The sequence below is a fragment of the Shewanella sp. SM101 genome (assembly GCF_025654465.1).
In the GTDB taxonomy this organism is placed as follows: domain Bacteria; phylum Pseudomonadota; class Gammaproteobacteria; order Enterobacterales; family Shewanellaceae; genus Shewanella; species Shewanella oncorhynchi.
This window is the reverse complement of record NZ_JAKKRH010000033.1, coordinates 1-15,842: the sequence shown is the minus strand read 5'-3', so window position 1 is coordinate 15,842 and position 15,842 is coordinate 1. Positions and strand designations below refer to the sequence as shown.

The 15,842-nt window shown below is 47.7% G+C and carries 13 protein-coding genes; 8 read left to right on the top strand and 5 right to left on the bottom strand.

The genetic code is table 11. From position 1 onward, the window contains the following. The first annotated feature begins 209 nt into the window (after positions 1–209). Positions 210–1,277, top strand: coding sequence for a porin (locus L5M38_RS17150; protein WP_105251337.1), 1,068 nt, complete (start codon positions 210–212; stop codon positions 1,275–1,277). Positions 1,278–1,453: 176 nt separating this feature from the next. Here L5M38_RS17150 and ssb read toward each other — a convergent pair whose 3' ends face one another. Together ssb and L5M38_RS17140 are read right to left on the bottom strand one after the other, a co-directional pair. After that, positions 1,454–2,161 carry a single-stranded DNA-binding protein gene (gene ssb, locus L5M38_RS17145; RefSeq protein ID WP_168825597.1) on the bottom strand — a complete coding sequence of 236 codons (708 nt, stop codon included), beginning with the start codon at positions 2,159–2,161 and terminating at the stop codon, positions 1,454–1,456. 108 nt (positions 2,162–2,269) lie between these two features. Continuing rightward, complete coding sequence (locus L5M38_RS17140; RefSeq protein ID WP_263164505.1) at positions 2,270–3,637, bottom strand: MFS transporter; 1,368 nt, start codon at positions 3,635–3,637, stop codon at positions 2,270–2,272. Positions 3,638–4,039: 402 nt separating this feature from the next. Between L5M38_RS17140 and uvrA the strand changes: the two genes are divergently transcribed. From uvrA to L5M38_RS17120, 4 genes are all read left to right on the top strand, one after another. Next, the gene (uvrA, locus tag L5M38_RS17135) at positions 4,040–6,922 is read left to right on the top strand and encodes an excinuclease ABC subunit UvrA (protein WP_219250633.1); all 2,883 of its coding nucleotides are present in this window, start codon (positions 4,040–4,042) and stop codon (positions 6,920–6,922) included. Between the two features lie 188 nt (positions 6,923–7,110). Next, positions 7,111–8,280, top strand: coding sequence for a M28 family peptidase (locus L5M38_RS17130; protein WP_263179775.1), 1,170 nt, complete (start codon positions 7,111–7,113; stop codon positions 8,278–8,280). Between the two features lie 194 nt (positions 8,281–8,474). Next, positions 8,475–10,397 (top strand): DEAD/DEAH box helicase, encoded by a 1,923-nt coding sequence (locus tag L5M38_RS17125; RefSeq protein ID WP_011847889.1) that lies wholly within the window; start codon positions 8,475–8,477, stop codon positions 10,395–10,397. 138 nt (positions 10,398–10,535) lie between these two features. After that, complete coding sequence (locus tag L5M38_RS17120; RefSeq protein WP_263142103.1) at positions 10,536–10,907, top strand: DUF6677 family protein; 372 nt, start codon at positions 10,536–10,538, stop codon at positions 10,905–10,907. On the opposite strand, the gene L5M38_RS17115 is transcribed toward L5M38_RS17120, so the two are convergent. Beyond that, positions 10,904–11,518 carry an HAD family hydrolase gene (locus L5M38_RS17115; protein ID WP_263167733.1) on the bottom strand — a complete coding sequence of 205 codons (615 nt, stop codon included), beginning with the start codon at positions 11,516–11,518 and terminating at the stop codon, positions 10,904–10,906. The two genes, L5M38_RS17120 and L5M38_RS17115, sit on opposite strands and share 4 nt — an antisense overlap. Positions 11,519–11,547: 29 nt before the next feature. Then, on the bottom strand, positions 11,548–12,522 hold the full coding sequence (locus L5M38_RS17110; protein WP_263167732.1) for a DMT family transporter: 975 nt from the start codon (positions 12,520–12,522) through the stop codon (positions 11,548–11,550). Between the two features lie 317 nt (positions 12,523–12,839). Here L5M38_RS17110 and L5M38_RS17105 point away from each other — a divergent pair, with 317 nt between their 5' ends. Together L5M38_RS17105 and L5M38_RS17100 are read left to right on the top strand one after the other, a co-directional pair. Further along, positions 12,840–13,661: a hydratase gene (locus tag L5M38_RS17105; protein ID WP_263167731.1), complete on the top strand. Its 822-nt coding sequence runs from the start codon at positions 12,840–12,842 to the stop codon at positions 13,659–13,661. 159 nt (positions 13,662–13,820) lie between these two features. Beyond that, positions 13,821–14,936 carry an energy transducer TonB gene (locus tag L5M38_RS17100; RefSeq protein ID WP_263167730.1) on the top strand — a complete coding sequence of 372 codons (1,116 nt, stop codon included), beginning with the start codon at positions 13,821–13,823 and terminating at the stop codon, positions 14,934–14,936. Positions 14,937–14,960: 24 nt separating this feature from the next. Here L5M38_RS17100 and L5M38_RS17095 read toward each other — a convergent pair whose 3' ends face one another. Then, positions 14,961–15,290, bottom strand: a complete 330-nt coding sequence (locus L5M38_RS17095) for a cysteine-rich CWC family protein (RefSeq protein ID WP_263167729.1) — start codon at positions 15,288–15,290, stop codon at positions 14,961–14,963. A 367-nt stretch (positions 15,291–15,657) separates the two neighbouring features. Here L5M38_RS17095 and L5M38_RS17090 point away from each other — a divergent pair. Further along, positions 15,658–15,842 (top strand): transposase (locus L5M38_RS17090; RefSeq protein WP_263179774.1); only part of this gene is annotated, 185 nt, incomplete at its 3' end.

The following is a 15,842-nucleotide window of genomic DNA, read 5'->3' as shown; positions in this document are numbered from 1 at the left end:
CTGTTTTGGCGGGATGGATAGGATTGCACCTTTCCAAAACCAGCTGACAGCTTTTATCTGTCAGCTGCTGAGTTACGAAGCCTAATTTTCTTAGTTAGGCGCCTCCCCAGCACTATCACAAGTGCAGATCCTTACTACTAGCGATACAGCTCAATCGGCAACAAAATCCATTAGCGTAACGCGAGTAGTTGTTATGTAAGGAAACATAAATGAAACCGTCTAAACTCACATCAGCCATACTTGTGCTGAGCTTTGCCACACCTATCTTTGCCGTTCAAGCCAATAATACAGCAGAAACCAATGACGAATTACGCACTGAGTTACAACAAATTCAGCAGAGACTCGCCATGCTCGAAGCTCAAGAAAATGAGCCATCAGTGCCATCGGATACCCAGTTTAATTTTTATGGTTCTTTACGCCCAACCTTCGGCCTGACCCACACTAACTCGGACGATGTGTGGGATGTAGGCGATGCGAACTCGCGAATTGGCTTTGCCGCAGAGCACCAACTCGGTAATGGCTTAGTCGGTTTTGCGAAAGGGGAATTTAAGGTCGATATCAAAGATGACGGTGACTTTGGCGATGCACGTAAAGCCTATGTCGGATTAAAGGGATTTTTTGGTAGCGTTGCCATAGGTAAACAAGCCGTCACGCAGGAAATGATTTCCGATCCCGTTGATATCTTTAACCGCTCAGGAACGCCTCTGGCCTATGACAGTGCGAGCCCATTCAGGCTCAATAATCTCGTGACCTATCGTAAAGAGTTTGGCGACCTGTTATTTTCGGCCGATGCGCAATTCGACGGCAATAAAGGCAGTGGCGGCAGTGACTTCGTTAACACGGGTATCCGTTATAAAACCGACTTCATCTACATTGCCGCGGCTTTTTATAATAAAGAGTTAGAGGACAACAAGGATGAAAATACATTCGGTGTAACCCTAGCGAAAAATTTCAATTCTCTGTTCCTCGCCGCAGCCTACCAAAACATTGAAAAAGACAGCGTCGATGGCACCACATTGGATGGTTCAACACTGGATGTAGTTGCAAGCTATCCCATCACTGACAGCTATAAAATCAAGCTAGGCGTGTCCAGATATGACGATGGCGACAATGACATCACCTCCGCGAAATACAATGCCTATAACACTACGCTGGAATGGCATAAAACACCGAAATTCAGCACCTTCATCGAATATCAAAAAACAGATTTTGAATACCGCGAAACCAATGACCAGATCATGCTAGGCATGCGTTATAACTTCGATTATACGTTCTAAGTTTCTATCTCAAACGTATCGTTATGTGAGCAAGCGAGGTGAAAGATTTAGCAACCTCGCCCACGACCTCAAAGCACAAAACTTAAAAGCATAAAGACAAGAAACAACAAAGCCACGACTCGCGTGGCTTTGCTTATTTAAGACGATACCGTCTTTATGCTTCGATACGTTCCAAATTAGAAGGGAATATCGTCATCCCAGCCATCATCCAAATCTGGAGTGAAGTTTTGCTGTGGTTGTGGCGCTGGACGCTGTGCTGGTGCTGCAGGCGCTTGATAAGCTGGCGCTGGAGCGGCTTGTTGCTTAGGCGCATAACCACCTTGTTGTGGTTGTTGAGCCTGTGGCTGACCATAACCTTGCTGCTGGGCAGGAGCTGGCGGAGCATATTGTTGCTGAGCTGGCGCTTGGTAAGCAGGTGCAGCTTGAGGCGCTGGCGCATATTGATTTTGCGCAGGCGCGGCTTGTTGTGGTGCAGATTGATAACCTGCGTTTTGTGGCATGCCGCCCATTGGCGCGCCTTGTGCTTGTCCACCTTGACCACGGCTACCTAGCATTTGCATGCTACCGCTTTGGTCGATAACCACTTCAGTGCTGTAGCGGTCTTGACCACTTTGGTCTTTCCACTTACGAGTTTGCAGTTTACCTTCAAGGTAAACCTGTGAACCTTTACGCAGGTATTCACCGGTAATTTCAGCTAATTTGCCGAACAGAACCACACGGTGCCATTCAGTACGCTCTTGCTGTTGACCCTGTTGGTCTTTCCACGATTCGCTAGTCGCTACTGTGATGTTTGCGACTGCATTACCGTTTGGCATATAACGCACTTCTGGATCTTGTCCCAAATTGCCAACCAAAATTACCTTGTTAACACCACGACTGGCCATTGAAATCTCCTGCGATTCTTTAAATAATCTATTAATTCAGTATGTTGTTTATCTTTATTGCCATAGAGGAAAATCAGCTTCCCCAAATACCACACGGCAGACCAGATATTATTGAGCAGAGCCTAACACAGCTCGTGCTTCTCTTAAATCGAAATGCTCGTCTACCTTGAGATAAGCCACTTTCTCGTCCAGCACGACTATGGCTTCAACAACGCCCATTAATTGGGATAACTGGGTTGCCATATCGCGCGCTTGCGCCTTGTCTTTCACTTCAGCTTCTAAGGTGTAACTCTTTAACAACACAGGATTTTGCATGCCTAATGTCAGGAATAACCAAATAGACATTAAGATCACGGCAACAACAAATACCCCGACTGCGCCCACGAGCTGGAAAGCACCGCCACCGAGCATACCACCACAAAAAGCCCCTAAAAACTGGCTAGTTGAATACACGCCCATAGCCGAACCTTTTTCGCCGACGGGGCAAAATTTGGCAATCAAACTTGGCAGTGAGGCTTCTAAATAGTTAAACCCTGTAAAGAAGAGCACCACGGCAAAACTCAATACCCAGAGATTGCTCGCAAATGCGGCCATCGCCAGCAATGCCACTATCATGATCACGAGGGCAATTTGGAACATCGCCTTAGTATTTTTGCGTTTAACCCCTATGATGATTAACGGCACCATCAAAATAAATGCGCCCACAAAAGCGGGGAAATACAGCATCCAATGTTTTTCTTTCACTAGACCCGCATCCACCAGATCCAGCGGTAGTGCCACAAATACTGCGGTGAGCACTAAATGCAGGATAAAAATCCCAGCGTTAAGCCTAAATAATTGCGGCTCGAGGAACATACGTTTGAGCTTAGCGGGCGTTGCTAAAGTGTCTCCCTTCGGCGCCTGAGTGATGGGATTAGGCACTAAAAACTGGATCAACAGCATACCGACAATAGCAAATACCGCCGTTAACCAAAACAATCCAGTCAACCCAAGATGTTGCGCGACTATCGGCCCCATTAGCAAAGACAGGGCAAAAGACAACCCGATACACATGCCAATAATCGCCATCACCTTAGTGCGCTGCTCGTCGCGGGTTAAATCCGCGGCAAGCGCCAGCACGGCAGCGGCAATCGCACCCATACCCTGTACAGCTCGACCAAAGACAACGCCATAAATCGTATCTGCGTTAGCAGCGATAACACTACCAATAGCAAACAACACTAAGCCACCGAGAATAATCGGCTTGCGACCATATTTGTCAGATAAAATCCCCATGGGGATTTGCAGCACGGCTTGAGTCAGGCCATAGGCGCCGATAGCAATACCCACCCACAGAGGCGAAAAGCCTTCGAGATGCTGACCATAAAGTGCAAAGACGGGCATGATCATAAACAAGCCCATCATGCGCAAACCAAATACACTGGCTAAAGAAAACGCGACTTTTTTCTCAGTACCCGAAAGTCCGTTGTTACCCATGATTTTGCCCTGGATTGAAGTCTTTTAAGGGGCGCATGTTACCACACCCAAAAGGATTTGCTCAAAAGGAAATAGTGGCCTAAACCACTGACTATACACTTAGCTTTTATCCCGTTTATCACGGACCTATATGACTGTGTCTGAGTTAACATCTTTATTTTTAACGCTCAGGCACAGGGGAATGAGTCTAACATAGTGTTCACAATTGTCCTGTGAGTCAGTGCGCAACAACAGTATTAATCTTAGTTAATCCATTCCATCCACAACATCCCGCAAAGCAGGCCGACTTAAAGCCAGTGCCAGCCCTAAGATTGGTGCAGATCACAGAATCAACTAAACTCAGCGGCGGAACTGTGCGATACTTGTGCTCATTTTTTTAAGCATATGGCATTAGAGCGATAGATGGATAAGATTGAAATACGCGGCGCACGCACCCACAATCTCAAGAATATCAACCTGACTATCCCAAGGGATAAACTGATTGTCATCACGGGCTTATCGGGATCTGGCAAATCCTCCCTCGCTTTCGATACTTTATATGCCGAGGGCCAGCGACGTTATGTCGAGTCCCTATCTGCCTATGCTCGCCAATTTTTGAGTTTAATGGAAAAACCCGATGTGGACCATATCGAAGGCTTAAGCCCGGCGATATCCATAGAGCAAAAATCCACCTCCCATAACCCACGTTCGACCGTGGGCACGATTACCGAAATTTATGATTACCTGCGCTTGATGTTTGCCCGCGTGGGTGAGCCGCGTTGTCCGACACATAATCAACCCTTGGCGGCACAAACCGTCAGCCAAATGGTCGATAAAGTGTTAGAAATGCCTCAAGACAGCCGCTTGATGCTGCTTGCACCTGTGGTCAACGCCCGTAAGGGTGAACACGTTAAATTGCTCGAAGGTCTATCGGCGCAGGGTTATATCCGCGCGCGTATCGACGGTGAAGTGTGTGACTTAACCGATCCGCCAACCTTAGATTTACACGTTAAACACACGATTGAAGTGGTCGTCGACCGTTTTAAAGTGCGTGACGATATCAAGCAACGCTTAGCGGAATCCTTCGAAACTGCGCTGGAACTCTCCGGCGGCATAGCGACCGTTGCTAGCATGGAAGACGACACTGGTACTGGTAAAGCAAAAGGCGAAGAACTGATCTTCTCGGCCAACTTCGCCTGCCCGCACTGCGGTTATTCGATGGCGGAATTAGAGCCAAGGATCTTCTCCTTTAACAATCCCGCTGGCGCGTGCCAAACCTGTGATGGTTTAGGGGTACAACAATTTTTCGATCCTGAGCGAGTGATCACCAATACCGAGCTTTCACTGGCGGGCGGTGCGATTCGCGGCTGGGATAGACGCAACTTCTATTACTTCCAAATGCTCAGCTCACTCGCCGAACACTATAAGTTCGATGTCGAAGTGCCCTACGAGCAGCTTAGCGAAAAAGTCCGCAAAATCGTACTTTACGGCTCAGGTAAAGAAAGTATTGCCTTTAAATACATTAATGACCGCGGTGATGTGGTGGTGCGTAATCACCCCTTCGAAGGCATTCTAAACAACATGGACAGGCGCTATCGCGAAACCGAAAGTAACTCGGTACGTGACGAATTAGCCAAGTTTATCAATACCCAAGCTTGTCAAAGCTGTGGTGGTTCGCGCTTACGCGAAGAAGCACGTAACGTGTTTTTAGGTGATATCAACCTGCCACAACTCACCACTTGGTCGATTGGCGAAGCCTTGGACTACTTCGAGAAAGTCGAATTTAGCGGCCAAAAGGCGCAGATTGCCGAGAAGATTTTAAAAGAAATCCGCGATCGCTTAGGCTTCCTCGTCAACGTGGGCCTCAATTATTTGAGCCTATCGCGCTCGGCAGAAACCCTCTCCGGTGGTGAAGCCCAACGTATTCGACTCGCCAGCCAAATCGGTGCAGGGCTCGTCGGCGTGATGTATGTGCTCGACGAACCCTCAATTGGTCTGCATCAAAGGGATAACGAGCGTCTGCTGCAAACCCTGATCCATCTGCGGGATTTGGGCAACACTGTGATTGTGGTTGAGCATGACGAAGATGCGATCCGTATGGCGGATCACGTGATCGATATTGGTCCTGGCGCAGGTGTACACGGCGGCGAAGTCATTTGTGACGGTCCGATTGAGAAGATCATCGCCTGTGAAGAATCGGTCACTGGCCAGTATATTTCCGGTAAGCGCAGCATTCATATCGATACGCCGCGCATTCCCTTCGACAAAAACCAAGTCATTCAATTGTTTGGCGCACGCGGCAACAACTTGCGCAATGTGGATTTAACCATTCCCATTGGCCTCTTCACTTGTGTAACAGGCGTATCGGGTTCGGGTAAATCGACCTTAATCAACGATACCTTCTTCAAGATCGCCCATAGAATGCTCAACGGGGCGACAGTGGATGAGCCTTCACCCTATGATCGTATCGAAGGGATGGAACTGTGCGACAAAGTGGTCGATATCGACCAAAGCCCGATTGGCCGCACACCGCGCTCAAATCCGGCCACTTATACGGGCATCTTTACCCCAATTCGCGAGATTTTTGCCGGAACCCAAGAGTCACGCACTCGCGGTTATCAAGTCGGCCGTTTCTCCTTTAACGTAAAAGGTGGACGCTGCGAGGCCTGCCAAGGCGATGGCTTGATCAAGGTCGAAATGCACTTCCTACCCGATGTATATGTGCCCTGTGATTCTTGTAAAGGTAAGCGCTACAACCGCGAAACCTTAGAAGTACGCTATAAAGGCAAGAATATTCACGAAGTACTACAGATGACAGTGGAAGATGCGCGTCAGTTCTTCGATGCCGTACCTGCCATTGCCCGTAAGCTACAAACCTTGATGGATGTAGGTTTGTCCTATGTGCGTCTCGGCCAAAGTGCGACCACACTGTCGGGCGGTGAAGCCCAAAGGGTGAAACTTGCCAAAGAGCTGTCTAAGCGGGACACGGGCCAAACCTTGTATATCTTGGATGAACCGACCACGGGTTTACATTTTGCCGATATTCAATTGCTGCTCGACGTGTTGCATCGTCTCAAATCCCACGGCAACACGATTGTGGTGATTGAGCATAATCTGGATGTGATCAAAACCGCAGACTGGATTATCGACTTAGGCCCAGAAGGTGGCGGTGGTGGCGGTATGATTTTAGCTACAGGCACGCCGGAAGAAGTCGCCGAGCATCCAACCTCCCACACGGCACGCTTCTTAAAGCCACTGCTAAAACGGGATATAGAGCTAGCAAAGGCCAATAAAGCTAAGGCTTAACATTCGGCTCACGCAGCCGTTGGTCTGAATAATAGAAGCGCAGTCGCCCTAAGCACTGCGCTTTTTTTCGCTCAGCAATCCAATATGCTTAAGCTATCGCATACATATAGATCTCATTGAATTAGAATCGGATTTAGGCAAAGATGATATTCATCTTCTGGCGAAGACTTCAGCGATAAGGAATGTCCATGCGTGATAGCACTCAGTCCCCAGTGACTCACCTTATATTACCGAGGCAATATCAATCACTTTTAAGTAAAAACCTAAGCGACATAAACCTCAGTGACGTAAACCTAAGCGCATCGACTCTATTCAACCACAATCGCATCGGTCAGCTGCTCGCCAAGTTCAAGATCACGCACCTTATAAGACATCAATCCCAAAGACTTGGCTTATTAGCACTGGCCTGCGTTGTTGCAACGACCCTCACTGGCTGCGTTAACTCAGCCGAAACCTGTGCACGCACTGAGCTAAAACTCACTTGGGCCGAGCCCACAGAGTTACAAGCGGCAGTCACAAGATTAAGCTCAGATGAATTTGAAGGCCGCAAAACCCAAACCCAAGGTGCGGCAAAAAGTCGTGACTATATAAAGCAGCAATTTCAGGGGCTAGGTTTACAGCCTTGGGGAGCGGACTTTATCGTACCCTTTGAATATCAAACCTTCTTCACCCAAGAAACCGGCGCCAACGTGGTCGCCACCGCGATGGCGGCAGAACCGACGAATCGATGGCGCATTATCGTCGCCCACTATGATCACTTAGGCATGAGCGGCAGTAAGATTTACCACGGCGCCGATGATAACGCCTCGGGCGTCGCCGCTATGCTCGCCATTGCCAAACATTGGCAACAGCAATTTGCCCTACAACCCAATATCTTGCCTAAGGTAAACCTGATGTTTGTGGCAACCGATGCCGAAGAACCTGGGCTCTATGGCAGTATCGCCTTGGTAGAGCAACTCAAAACCCGCCTGCCAGAAGCGACTTTTGAGCTGATGTTGAATTTAGATATGGTGAGTCACCCCGGCAGGCCCTATGCGATTTACCTAGAAGGCAGTCGAAACTTCACTCAGTTCAATCAATTTAAACCCCTACTGAATCAGCAGAACCGACTTTGCATTAAACTCACTCACCCTAAACCCGTTGGTCGAAGCATACAAAGTACCGATTGGCTGCGGGCGTCGGATCACTACCCCTTCCACAAAGCGAATATCCCTTGGCTGTATTTTGGTGTGCCGACCCATCCCCAATATCACACACCAGAGGATACCGTCGCGACAATCGACATCACTTTTCTTGCGGCAGTGACAGAGTCAGCATTCGAGTTACTTCAATTAAATGTTGAATATTTAAAGAATTAATGGGAAGTGGCGCGTTTCTTGCTCAGTTTTAGCGAAAAAAATGCAGAAAACAGGTTAAATAGTGTGACTCTGATTGGTAAAGTGGCCGCCATGCTGCTATAATCCGTCGTTCGCGGGAAATCGACACGGGGTTGATTTTCTGTCTGTGAAACTTTAGCGCCATTTCGCGCGCGCATCCACAAGGCTACAACCCAATGTCATCCGATGAAAGAACTTTCCGTGAACTCGGCCTATCCGAGAATTTGTTGCGTGCTCTTGACGAGCTAGGTTATGAAAAACCAACGCCAATCCAATCAGCCAGTATCGATCCACTTATGGCTGGCAAAGATATTTTAGGTCAAGCGCAAACAGGTACAGGTAAAACTGGCGCCTTCGCGTTACCACTATTAAACAAAGTTACCAGCCAAACTACACCGCAAATTTTAGTCTTAGCACCAACACGTGAATTAGCCGTGCAGGTTGCTGAAGCATTCAGTAGCTATGCAAAATTTATGAAGAATTTCCACGTTCTTCCAATTTACGGCGGCCAAAGCATGCAACAACAGTTGAATGCCCTGAAACGCGGCCCACAAGTTATCGTTGGTACGCCAGGTCGTGTTATGGACCATATGCGTCGCGGCACCTTGAAACTCGATTCATTACAAGCCTTAGTGCTCGATGAAGCCGATGAAATGTTAAAAATGGGCTTCATCGATGATATCGAATGGATCCTTGAGCACACGCCAAGCGAACGCCAACTGGCGTTATTCTCTGCCACTATGCCAGAGCAAATTAAGCGTGTTGCTAACCAGCACTTACGTAATCCTGTACATGTTCGGATCGAATCAAGCCAAACTACGGTTGAGTCAATCGAACAGCGTTTCGTACAAGTATCACAACACAACAAACTTGAAGCCTTAGTACGTGTATTAGAAGTTGAAAACACTGAAGGTGTAATCATATTCGTACGTACTCGTAACTCATGTGTTGAGTTAGCTGAAAAGTTAGAAGCCCGCGGTTATGCTTCATCACCACTACACGGTGACATGAACCAGCAAGCCCGTGAGCGTGCCGTTGACCAACTGAAACGTGGCAAGTTAGACATTCTGATCGCGACTGACGTTGCGGCCCGTGGTCTTGACGTTGAGCGTATCGGTCACGTTGTGAACTACGATATTCCGTATGATGCCGAAGCTTATGTACACCGTATTGGCCGTACAGGCCGTGCTGGCCGTACTGGTATGGCGATCCTGTTTGTAACGAGCCGTGAAATGCGCATGCTGCGCACTATCGAACGTTCAACTAACAGCCGCATTTCACCAATGAAAATCCCAAGCCCAGAGACAGTTGCAGAACGTCGTCTGTCTCGCTTAGGTGAGCAATTGGCTGAAACAATCAACGGCGATTTAGATTTCATGAAAGAAGCTGTTGCTCAATTATGCCAACAGTTAGAAGTCGATACCGATCTGCTAGCCGCTGCATTATTACAGCAAGTTCAGCAAGAACGTCCTTTGCAATTGCCAGCCATTCAAGAACGTGTTCGTGATGAACGCAGTGAGCGCACTGAACGTAGCGACCGCGGAAGTGATCGTAATGACCGTGGTGGTGAGCGTGGTGAACGCAGAAGTCGCGAACCGCGTCCAATGCCAGCAAGCTTAGGCTCAGCTGAAGCGTTGAAAGACAACCCAGATTTGAAAATGTGCCGTTACGTGATCGACGTAGGTCGTGAGAATGGTGTAGGTGTGGGTAACATCGTTGGCGCTATCGCAAACGAAGCTAACATCGACAGCCGTTACATTGGCGCAATCCAACTTTACGATGCAGTGACCACTGTTGACCTGCCAGACGGCATGCCAAAAGACGTGTTACAGCATCTACGTAAAGTACGTGTTTGTGGCAAGCCATTGAACATCCGCGAAGCTGGCGATCAAGTATTTGTTGATTCAGGCCGCAGTGCTCGTTCAGACCGTCCTGCTGGTGACCGTAAACCACGTGGCGATCGTCCAACAGGTGACCGCCCAGCGGGTGATCGTAAGCCTCGCGCTGCGTCTACTGGTGATAAGCCATTTGCTGACCGCAAACCTCGTGCAGACAAACCTGCCGGTGAGCGTAAGCCACGTAAACCACGTGAAGACTAATCTAGCTTAAGCTAGAGACTAAAAAAGGAGCCTAGGCTCCTTTTTTGTTGTCTTGATTTTGTCTTAGTTTGCCTTTAGCAAAGATAAAGCTTAGTGTCTAATCTCCAAAGAGTTTAATGGTATAAGTAATCGACTCCCATGAAAAAAGCCCTTACCGCTGGACTATTATCCGCCTTCGTCGCCCCCGGCAGCGGCCATTTCTATCTGCAACATAAACGCAGCGCCCTAGTGTTTTTTGTGCTGGCAATACTGAGTCTTGGCCTGATGCTGCAACAAGTCATGCAAGTAGCACAGCTTATCTCACTTGATATTCAAACTGGTGTTTTACCGCTAGATATAGGCGTGATTACAGCCGAAGTGACCAAGCAAACCACGGCAACCATTCGTGATGGTGCGGACAAGCTGATGTATGGATTTATCCTCTGCTGGCTAATTGCCTTATTAGATAGCGTGCGCTTGGGACTGAAACAAGATAAGCAAGATGCAGTCACGGCCCCAAAAAATGCCTAGTCGCCAACTGTCCATGCTTCAATAAAGCTATGGTAGCAAGTAACGAGCATATCAGCGTTGTGGGCATAATCGGGAATAGTTTCAGGACAATAGAGGGCACAGTGACTACCAGCATTGCGCGCAGTTTGCAGATCAAACAGATAATCGCCCACATACAAGATATCTGCGGGCGCGAGTTGCCACTGCTGGCAAATAAGATGAATACCTTCGGGATGCGGTTTAGGCTCAGCATCATAGCGCGTTAATACCAGTGCGATATCTATGCCGAGTTTATCGATAGTGATTTGCGCCGCTTCTGGCATATTGCGAGTCAAAATAGCCAAGGGCAGTGACTTGGCCCGTAGGCATTCGATAAGCTCCCTCGCGCCATCAATCCAACTGGCCTTGAGTGAACTTTGTCTTTCGTACTCATGGACGATTTCCAGCGCCTGAGCCCGTTCTTCATCAGTACTAAGACTCTCTACATGGGCCAAGATATCTGTACCAGAATGAATCCCCAACTCCCGCCGCAGCCCTGCAAAATCAGGATTAGAATGCGCTAAGGTGCCGTCGAGATCGAAGATGACACCACGGATATCCTGAAGTTTTAACTCGCTGAGTCTAGTGATCACTGGCCTTTCCCATGGATAAAATGTATGCGTTAGACAGCCTGCAAACGCTTCGCCTGACGATTACGGTACATAGGCAGCAATTGCACCACCATCACAGACACAATAATCACGCCAATCCCCAGCAGAGATAAACCATCTAATTCATCAGCGCGGAATACTTCTGGCCACCAGCCAAGGCTCACCACTAACGCCGTGGCACTAAAGCTAAATACTGGCGTTAGGGCCAACATGGCACTGACCTGCGCCGTCGGCCAGTACTTCATCGACTGGCCAAAACAGCCATAGGCGATCAAGGTATTGGCGGCGCAAAACAGTGCTATCTGCCAATCGAAGCTGTCCATACGGACAAACTGACTAAAGTCGCTAAAGGGAGCCATTACGAAAATACCTAAGCCATAGATCACTAAGAGCACGTTCGCGGGCGACAAACGATTCAGTAAGGATTTTTGCAATAAGGCATAGCTAGTCCACGACAGTGCTGAGAACTGGATGATCATCACCCCAATCCAAACCTGATGATGATTAGCCCCAGAAAAATTTAAATTAGGATGGAAAAACATCAACATACCTAAAGCTAAGGTTGCAAAACAGCTGAGTTGCACTGCATTAAGCCGTTCCTTAAAAAACAACACACCACCAAACGCGAGGAAAAAGGGTGAAGTCTGGAAATTAAGTTGGGCGGCGCCGGGTGCGAGGTAATCGAGTGAGTAAACAAAAGACACATAATTGAGCATCAAGAAGATGCCAGCAAGCACTAACCTTAACCAAACTTTGGCATCGAGTGCTGCAAATTGCTTAAGACTACCTGCACTCCATTGGATCACTATGCTGACTAAAAGCGCGACCAGAAAACGAAACCAAGTAAGAGTTACGGGATCAATAAAGGCCGCAGAGAGCTTTAATGCTATCGGTAACATGCCCCAAAATAAAACCGCAACTGAGATGAACAGGAGCCCAAGCTGAGCATGATTATTTGCCTGAGGGGCGTTATGGCTAAGGTTCACGGAGGAGTCCAGTAGAAACCGCAAAATGGACAGCCATTCTGGCACTGAGCCAGCACAATATCTAGCGGATCATCATGGAAACATTCGCGTTAGATTGGATACTTTAGCTGACACTTATATGAGGCAAGTTTCAGCATCTTACGATAACTGAATATTGGCCGCACTCTTGATTCAACGGCAGCAGATTTACCCCGAAAGCCAACATTGGCATTTCCCGCATTGCCAATAACCGAGTATATTTGGCCCATAAAAATGGCTTCTGCCACACTCTCTCTAGGCCACTTCTTTTTAAGCTAACGCTTTAAATAGGAAAGTTAATGTTATCTACCGCCACGATCGAACAAGTTAAAACACATATTAATACCGCAGCCAAAGAATTAGCCGAGCGCCGCGCAGCAGGCACGAGCGGCGATTTACTGATCCCAGAACTAAGGCCAACCAGCTTCGAACAGGCCTTCGCTATTCAACAAGCCGTAGCAGAAATATTTAAGGCAAGCGATAACAATCCTATCGCGGCGTGGAAATGCCTATTACCCACGGCGGAAAAAACCGTCGTAGCGCCTATTTATCAAGATGATGTGTATCAACAATCGACCACTTGCCCACTCTATCCATCGACTAAAGGCCTGGCCCGAGTCGAACCCGAACTCGCCTTCGAGATTGCTCGCGATTTACCGCCAAGAAGCACGCCTTATACAGAGGCTGAAATCGACGAGGCCTTAGGTAACATTCGTTTAGCGCTAGAATTGATCAAAAGCCGCTACCACACACCCAGTGAAGCGACGCATTTTGATGCCCTCGCCGATGGCTTAGTCAATCAAGGACTGTGGTTAGGGCCAGTGCTTAATCCGCAAGAAGGTTTAGAAATGAGCTGTTTTGAACTCAGCGTTGATATTGCCAATGACGAGCACCAGCAAAGCGACACACTGCAAAAAACCGCCATTCATCCTAACGGTTTCCCTAAGGCGGGACTCTACTGGTTAGTTAACTTTTTATCCGCCCAAGGCATTGGCTTAACTCAAGGGCAATATGTGATCACAGGTTCCTACGCGGGAGTTTTAGATCTACCGCTCAATCAGCACTGCCAATTCCACTACGGCGAGCTAGGCCAGTTTGGTTTGCAGTTTGTCGCTAAATGAGTCGTGAAATACACAGTGCCAAGCCCATCTGCAAGGTGAGAAGGTAGGCAAAAACTTGCCTTCTAAAATCCCCAAAGTGACCAACAGCCTGAAAACAAGCTTGTATCAAGGGTGAAACATTTGTATTATCCAAGAGGATCAAATATAAGGATATACAAGATGTTATATGGAAAAATATTACCCTTAGCGAGTCTACTGGCCTTAACCTTAAGCACCTCACTTGCCTTAAACGCCTCGGAAAACACCTTTTCCCAAGCCTACAGTGACTACCAAGCCGCACTCAAACAAGGGAATAACACCCAAGTAGAAGCCAGTGCCAAAAGGGCCTTTGAATTGGGCGAAGCTCAATATGCGAAGGACAGTGTCGATCTGGCCAATCTGGCAATGAACTGGGCTGGTGCGCTCAAAACTATGGCCATGCCTAATCTCTTTGACGGTGATAATGCGGCGAAAACGGCTAAGGCCTATGAGTTATATCAACTCGCATTAAGCAATTATAAAAAGCATTACGGCGAGCATGCTGCCGAGCTTATCGACCCGCTACTCGGCGCAGCAGAAACGGCTCCTAAGCTGGTTTTGGCTAAGGAACTTTTAGATAGCACGCTGAAAATTGCAGAAAAAACAACAAATAAAAAGCTGTTGGCTGATGTAAAGATGGCAACCTTTGATCGCTTCACCAACACAGGATTGTATACGACTCAGGTAAGGGAGTATGCCTTCGAGGCCTATGAAACTTACAAAGAGATCCTACCCGAAAATGCCCTAGACAGAGTCAAAGCTACCTATGTAGTGGGTGCCGTTGAGTATGCAGAAAAGCATGATGACAAGGCGATTCCATTGCTTTTAGAAGTAGTTAAGCAGTTTGAAGCCCTTAACTTTAGCCATCCCTATGCATTAAGTGCCCACGCTTATTTAGTCGAACTGTATGAGCGTCAAGGAAAGCGTGACGAATCCACCGCTCACTGTATTGCTATCGGCAAGATGAGCCCCTGGGCCGACACTCAGGAGCAACAACCGCTGTTTCGTACGGTACCAAAATACCCCAAGTCCTACCTCCTACAACGTAAAAGCGGCTATGTGACCCTTAACTTCACTGTTGATGAGATGGGATTTGTGAAAAACCCTGAAGTGCTCGAATCCAAAGGCGGTGTGCTATTTGAGAAATCCACACTAAAAATGATCGAAGAATGGCGTTATGCCCCTAAGTTTGACAATGGCAAACCAGTGCAAGCTCAAACCACGGTGCGTATAGATTACTATGTTGATAAATCTTAATATTTTTCAGTAATCTATAAAAGATTATTTCACCTCATAACCTAGCCCATCGCTCACACTCGATGGGCTTTTTTCATCCTGCGCTGCAATCTGCCCCTGACTTAAACTCTGCTTGAGTTGGCTAAGACAGGTTTGGCAAATACACGCATCGGCAGACGGTAAAATGGGGCTGATTGCCCCTTGCTGCGAATCTGATGCTTGCGCTTGCAACACCGCCAAAGGCGGAAACACCTGCTGCGCACACCAACAATCCTCAATACCCTTACCAACAATCACCGCACATTGATTCGCGCCTTTGCACAGGGGGCAAATTTGCGCAGCTTCTAACTTAGGTTGTTCCGATGGCTGAGACACGGTAATCCTTATTGCAAGATAAGTTGTTATAGCGCGGAGATCATAATAGATTTTTGCAACTCAAACTTAGTTGATTGGCACCAAAGTGAAATTTTAAAACTTTCCAAACTACGTTTGAATGCTTTAGTTAAAAAGTCGTGGGGCTTCACCCCTCAGGCTAATATTGGTGCTGTTTAGCATAATGCTATATTGATTGCGGCCTCACGGCCGAGATAAATCAAAGTCGTGGGTCTTCAACCCACACCCGACCAAGAGGGGATCAACAGCAATTCCCTCTTGGATCTCCCTTGCCGTGTAGTGGCACACTAATTTTGGCCACCTAAATAGAGGTGATATTATTACCTCGTAGATGACTTTAGGTGAACACATGAGATCGACAACCAGAAAAACATTTAGTGCTGAATTCAAACTTGAAGCAGCCCAATTAGTCCTCGATAAAAACCATAGCATCATCGAAGCTGCAAAGGCGATGAACGTAGGTAAGTCCACTATGGATAAATGGGTGAGACAGTTAAAACTAGAACGCCAGGGTGGCACACCGGGTGGCACACC

What these genes read in the sequence shown, in the direction of transcription:
- L5M38_RS17150 (WP_105251337.1), top strand. Translation starts at nt 210, where the DNA reads ATGAAACCGTCTAAACTCACATCAGCCATACTTGTGCTGAGCTTTGCC.
- ssb (WP_168825597.1), bottom strand. Translation starts at nt 2,161, where the DNA reads ATGGCCAGTCGTGGTGTTAACAAGGTAATTTTGGTTGGCAATTTGGGA.
- L5M38_RS17105 (WP_263167731.1), top strand. Translation starts at nt 12,840, where the DNA reads ATGTTATCTACCGCCACGATCGAACAAGTTAAAACACATATTAATACC.
- L5M38_RS17120 (WP_263142103.1), top strand. Translation starts at nt 10,536, where the DNA reads ATGAAAAAAGCCCTTACCGCTGGACTATTATCCGCCTTCGTCGCCCCC.
- L5M38_RS17140 (WP_263164505.1), bottom strand. Translation starts at nt 3,637, where the DNA reads ATGGGTAACAACGGACTTTCGGGTACTGAGAAAAAAGTCGCGTTTTCT.
- L5M38_RS17130 (WP_263179775.1), top strand. Translation starts at nt 7,111, where the DNA reads ATGCGTGATAGCACTCAGTCCCCAGTGACTCACCTTATATTACCGAGG.
- uvrA (WP_219250633.1), top strand. Translation starts at nt 4,040, where the DNA reads ATGGATAAGATTGAAATACGCGGCGCACGCACCCACAATCTCAAGAAT.
- L5M38_RS17125 (WP_011847889.1), top strand. Translation starts at nt 8,475, where the DNA reads ATGTCATCCGATGAAAGAACTTTCCGTGAACTCGGCCTATCCGAGAAT.
- L5M38_RS17100 (WP_263167730.1), top strand. Translation starts at nt 13,821, where the DNA reads ATGTTATATGGAAAAATATTACCCTTAGCGAGTCTACTGGCCTTAACC.